The following is a 5,897-nucleotide window of genomic DNA, read 5'->3' on the forward strand; positions in this document are numbered from 1 at the left end:
TAAAAACCTTGCTTACTTTTGCAGCCGCTTTGAGAGAAGCGATGTTCATAGAAAGAATGGGATTAGGAACGGCAGAGGATGAGCCGGGAGTCGGGCAAAAGAGATAGTTCTTTAAGCCGGCAAACGGTTCGAAAAAAAAGTTTAGAAAAAAGTCAAAAAGTATTTGGCAGCTTAATAAACTTACTTACCTTTGCAGCCGCTTTGAGAACAAAGCAACGTTCAAGTGACAAGTTGATGGTAAGAAACGAGTAGTTGAAAGGCTGGTGGAACGGCACGGAAGACTGTGCAGAATCAGAGAAACATTAGAAATAAAGTTTCAAAAAAAAGCGAAAAAAGTTTTGGAGGTTTTGAAAAAGTAATTACCTTTGTCGCCCCGTTAAAAGGGAAACGAGTTCTGGCTGAGACGAGAGATTTTGAGAGAAGAGAAGCCAGAGAAAAAATAGTAGAAAAGTAGATGGCCGGCATTAAGAGGTAAAACAAAGGTGCTGGTTTTTTTACGCAAGTTCTTTAAAATTTTGAAGCACAAAAAAGCAAGGTTATTTAAAACAACTTTGTTGATTTCTGAGAGACAAGTAAACCTGGAGCGAAAGATATTAAACTTTTTATATTTACAACGGAGAGTTTGATCCTGGCTCAGGATGAACGCTAGCGGGAGGCCTAACACATGCAAGTCGAGGGGCAGCATTACTTTCGGGTAGATGGCGACCGGCGCACGGGTGCGTAACGCGTATGCAACCTTCCTTGTACAGAGGGATAGCCCATGGAAACGTGGATTAATATCTCATAGTATCACAATTTCGCATGTTATTGTGATTAAAGTTTCGGCGGTACAAGATGGGCATGCGTAAGATTAGCTAGTTGGTGAGGTAACAGCTCACCAAGGCAACGATCTTTAGGGGTTCTGAGAGGATTATCCCCCACACTGGTACTGAGACACGGACCAGACTCCTACGGGAGGCAGCAGTGAGGAATATTGGTCAATGGGCGCAAGCCTGAACCAGCCATCCCGCGTGCAGGATGACGGCCCTATGGGTTGTAAACTGCTTTTGTTTGCCAAGAATGGTTACTACGTGTAGTAATTTGACGGTAGCAAATGAATAAGGACCGGCTAACTCCGTGCCAGCAGCCGCGGTAATACGGAGGGTCCAAGCGTTATCCGGATTTATTGGGTTTAAAGGGTGCGCAGGCGGAACTTTAAGTCAGTGGTGAAATCTTGCCGCTTAACGGTAAAATTGCCATTGATACTGAAGTTCTTGAATGTAGTTGAGGTAGGCGGAATGTGTTGTGTAGCGGTGAAATGCATAGATATGACACAGAACGCCAATTGCGAAGGCAGCTTACTAAGCTACTATTGACGCTGAGGCACGAAAGCGTGGGGAGCGAACAGGATTAGATACCCTGGTAGTCCACGCCGTAAACGATGATCACTCGCTGTTTGCGATACACAGTAAGCGGCTGAGCGAAAGCATTAAGTGATCCACCTGGGGAGTACGATCGCAAGGTTGAAACTCAAAGGAATTGACGGGGGCCCGCACAAGCGGAGGAACATGTGGTTTAATTCGATGATACGCGAGGAACCTTACCTGGGCTTAAATGTAGATTGCATAAGGTGGAAACATCTTTTCTCTTCGGAGCTATTTACAAGGTGCTGCATGGTTGTCGTCAGCTCGTGCCGTGAGGTGTCGGGTTAAGTCCCATAACGAGCGCAACCCCTATCGTTAGTTGCTAGCAGGTAATGCTGAGGACTCTAGCGAGACTGCCACCGTAAGGTGAGAGGAAGGTGGGGATGACGTCAAATCAGCACGGCCCTTATGTCCAGGGCTACACACGTGTTACAATGGTCGGTACAAAGGGCAGCTACCAGGCAACTGGATGCCAATCCCTAAAGCCGATCCCAGTTCGGATTGGAGTCTGCAACCCGACTCCATGAAGTTGGATTCGCTAGTAATCGGATATCAGCCATGATCCGGTGAATACGTTCCCGGGCCTTGTACACACCGCCCGTCAAACCATGGAAGCTGGGGGTACCTGAAGTATGTGACCGCAAGGAGCGTCCTAGGGTAAAACTGGTAACTGGGGTTAAGTCGTAACAAGGTAGCCGTACCGGAAGGTGTGGCTGGAACACCTCCTTTCTGGAGCACAGGTTTAAGGAGTTTCTGTGACGAGATTGACAAAAGTTGTCCTTGCTTTTTTTAAAATATTACTGATAGAGTTCAAAGTTTAAAGTTCAAAGTTCAAAGAATTGTAACTCGAAACTTTAAACTCGAAACACGGAACTCTATGATAGAGTCCCGTAGCTCAGCTGGTTAGAGTACTACACTGATAATGTAGGGGTCCCCAGTTCAAGTCTGGGCGGGACTACGAAAGTAGTGAAGAGTTCAAGGTTCAAAGTTCAGAGTAAAACCACTCGGAACACTGAACACTAAACTCGGAACTTACAGACTTCGGGGGATTAGCTCAGTTGGCTAGAGCGCTAGATTTGCATTCTAGAGGTCAAGGGTTCGACTCCCTTATTCTCCACAAGAGACTGAAAAGGTCGGAAAAAGTCCACAAACGCGTGGCAGGTTCAAGTAATATTGAATAAAAGATAATGCTGGTGCAAACAAACGCTAAGGTTCGATTCCTTACTTATCTACACAAGTTGAAACAGGCAACTGTTTCTGTGCTTTAAAGTTCTTTGGCATGTTGGGAAAAAATAATTTTGATAATTACATAGAGTAATTATCGAGAGTCAAATCAAATCACAAGATAGAGACGACAATTTTACAGAGATACAATTGAATCAATACGAGGATTCTCTAAAAGAAAGTTACTAAGGGCGTACGGAGGATGCCTAGGCTCTCAGAGGCGAAGAAGGACGTGACAAGCTGCGATAAGCTTCGGGGATTAGCAAATATGAATCGATCCGAAGATTTCCGAATGGGGCAACCCACCCGCAAGGGTATCCGCAAGGAGGCTAACCCGGGGAACTGAAACATCTAAGTACCCGGAGGAAAAGAAAATAATAATGATTCCCATAGTAGTGGCGAGCGAACTGGGAACAGCCTAAACCAATATTGTTTCGGCAATGTTGGGGTTGTAGGGCTGCGATATGGAGAAGTATTTAAAACTGGAAAGGTTTTGGAAAAGCCTACCACAGACGGTGACAGTCCGGTACAGGTAATAAATATGATCCTAGCAGTACCCTGAGTAGGGCGGAACACGAGAAATTCTGTCTGAATCTGCCAGGACCATCTGGTAAGGCTAAATACTCCTGAGAGACCGATAGCGAACAAGTACCGTGAGGGAAAGGTGAAAAGCACTCCGAACAGGAGAGTGAAATAGTACCTGAAACCGTACGCTTACAAGCGGTTGGAGTCCCGATTTATCGGGATGACAGCGTGCCTTTTGCATAATGAGCCTACGAGTTAGTCGTCACTAGCAAGGCTAAGTCTTTAAGAGACGTAACCGAAGCGAAAGCGAGTCTGAATAGGGCGAAGAAGTTAGTGGCGCTAGACGCGAAACCCTGTGATCTACCCATGGGCAGGTTGAAGTGTTGGTAACACAACATGGAGGACCGAACCAGGAAACGTTGAAAAGTTTTTGGATGACCTGTGGGTGGGGGTGAAAGGCCAATCAAACTGGGAAATAGCTCGTACTCCCCGAAATGCATTTAGGTGCAGCCTTGTGATAGTTTAGCAGAGGTAGAGCTACTGATTGGATGCGAGGGCTTCGCCGCCTATCAAATCCAGACAAACTCCGAATGCTGCTAAATGTTTCACAGGAGTGAGGGCATGGGTGCTAAGGTCCGTGTCCGAAAGGGAAAGAACCCGGACCATCAGCTAAGGTCCCCAAGTGTATACTAAGTTGAACAAACGAGGTCTGATTGCTTAGACAGCTAGGATGTTGGCTTGGAAGCAGCCATTCATTTAAAGAGTGCGTAACAGCTCACTAGTCGAGCGATCGGGCATGGATGATAATCGGGCATAAGTATACCACCGAAGCTATGGATTCTGCCATAAGGCAGTCTGGTAGGGGAGCATTCCAAACCGCGTTGAAGGAAAAGCGTGAGCTTTTCTGGAGTGTTTGGAAAAGCAAATGTAGGCATAAGTAACGATAAAGCGGGTGAGAAACCCGCTCGCCGATAGACTAAGGTTTCCTGATCAACGCTAATCGGATCAGGGTAAGCCGGGACCTAAGGTGTACCCGAAAGGGGAAGCCGATGGCAAGCAGGTTAATATTCCTGCGCCACCTATACAATAAAAGTGACGGAGCGATGTAGCTGCTACGTACTGACGGAATAGTACGTTGAGCCTAGCCTTCGGGCGAAGCGAAGCAGTGAACTTACTTCCAAGAAAAGCGAGTATAGGGCCCGTACCGCAAACCGACACAGGTAGTCAAGGAGAGAATCCTGAGGCGCTCGAGTGATTCGTGGCTAAGGAACTAGGCAAAATGACCCCGTAACTTCGGGAGAAGGGGAGCCCTGACTGTCAAAGGTCAGGGCCGCAGAGAAATGGCGCATGCGACTGTTTATCAAAAACACAGGGCTCTGCTAAATCGAAAGATGACGTATAGGGCCTGACACCTGCCCGGTGCCGGAAGGTTAAGTGGGGATGTTATCTTCGGAGAAGCATTGAAATGAAGCCCCGGTAAACGGCGGCCGTAACTATAACGGTCCTAAGGTAGCGAAATTCCTTGTCGGGTAAGTTCCGACCTGCACGAATGGTGTAACGATGTGCGCACTGTCTCGGCCACGAGCTCGGTGAAATTGTAGTAACGGTGAAGATGCCGTTTACCCGCAACGGGACGGAAAGACCCCGTGAACCTTTACTGCAGCTTCGCATTGACTCTGGGTAAGTGATGTGTAGGATAGGACGGAGACTATGAATCGGTTTCGCCAGGAATCGTGGAGTCATCCTTGAAATACGTCCCTTTACTTACTTGGAGCCTAACCCTGTACAACCAGGGGACATTGCGTGGTGGGTAGTTTGACTGGGGTGGTCGCCTCCAAAAGAGTAACGGAGGCTTCTAAAGGTGCGCTCATGACGATTGGTAACCGTCAGTAGAGCATAATGGTATAAGCGCGCTTGACTGTGAGACCGACGGGTCGATCAGGTAGGAAACTAGAGCATAGTGATCCGGTGGTTCCGCATGGAAGGGCCATCGCTCAAAGGATAAAAGGTACTCCGGGGATAACAGGCTGATCGCTCCCAAGAGCTCATATCGACGGAGCGGTTTGGCACCTCGATGTCGGCTCGTCACATCCTGGGGCTGGAGAAGGTCCCAAGGGTTGGGCTGTTCGCCCATTAAAGTGGCACGCGAGCTGGGTTCAGAACGTCGTGAGACAGTTCGGTCCCTATCTGTTGTGGGCGTAGGAAATTTGAGAGGACCTGACACTAGTACGAGAGGACCGCGTTGGACATACCGCTAGTGTACCTGTTGTGGCGCCAGCTGCATTGCAGGGTAGCTATGTGTGGATGAGATAAGCGCTGAAAGCATCTAAGCGCGAAGCTCACCTCAAGATGAGATTTCCATTGAGGGCCGTAAGAGACTATTACGTTGATAGGCTGCAGGTGTAAAGTCAGTAATGGCAAAGCCGAGCAGTACTAATTGCCCGAAGACTTTCTACAATTAGTTTGTCCTTGTATTGAGAATTTGTACTCTCTTCCCAACTGCTAAAATATTTTATTGGTATTTTCTAACCGCAAGAGTTAAGAAAGTAAGCCATGAAGTTTCGTTCTCCTGAGTTGAGAACAGAACGAAAGATTTTAGGTGGCTATAGCGACGGGGCACCACCTCTTCCCATTCCGAACAGAGAAGTTAAGCCCGTCAGCGCCGATGGTACTGCGTAAAAGTGGGAGAGTAGGTCGCTGCCAATTTAAACCAAAGCCCGTGTTCAATAGAGCACGGGCTTTTTT

General features: G+C 47.6%; 2 tRNA genes and 3 rRNA genes. All 5 read left to right on the forward strand.

Features of this window, described 5'->3' with window-relative positions:
* The first annotated feature begins 610 nt into the window (after positions 1-610).
* The 5 genes from BMW53_RS20355 to rrf all read left to right on the forward strand — a co-directional run bounded on the left by BMW53_RS20355 (position 611) and on the right by rrf (position 5,858).
* Positions 611-2,132: ribosomal RNA gene (locus BMW53_RS20355) — 16S ribosomal RNA — on the forward strand.
* Positions 2,133-2,287: 155 nt separating this feature from the next.
* Positions 2,288-2,361 (forward strand) — tRNA-Ile (locus BMW53_RS20360).
* An 85-nt stretch (positions 2,362-2,446) separates the two neighbouring features.
* Positions 2,447-2,520: transfer RNA gene (locus tag BMW53_RS20365), tRNA-Ala, on the forward strand.
* A 282-nt stretch (positions 2,521-2,802) separates the two neighbouring features.
* Positions 2,803-5,609 (forward strand): 23S ribosomal RNA (locus tag BMW53_RS20370).
* 138 nt (positions 5,610-5,747) lie between these two features.
* Positions 5,748-5,858: ribosomal RNA gene (gene rrf, locus BMW53_RS20375) — 5S ribosomal RNA — on the forward strand.
* The 16S, 23S and 5S rRNA genes sit together here with 2 tRNA genes alongside, the layout of an rRNA operon.
* Positions 5,859-5,897 lie beyond the last annotated feature (39 nt).

This window comes from Draconibacterium orientale, from assembly GCF_900111425.1.
GTDB lineage: Bacteria > Bacteroidota > Bacteroidia > Bacteroidales > Prolixibacteraceae > Draconibacterium > Draconibacterium orientale.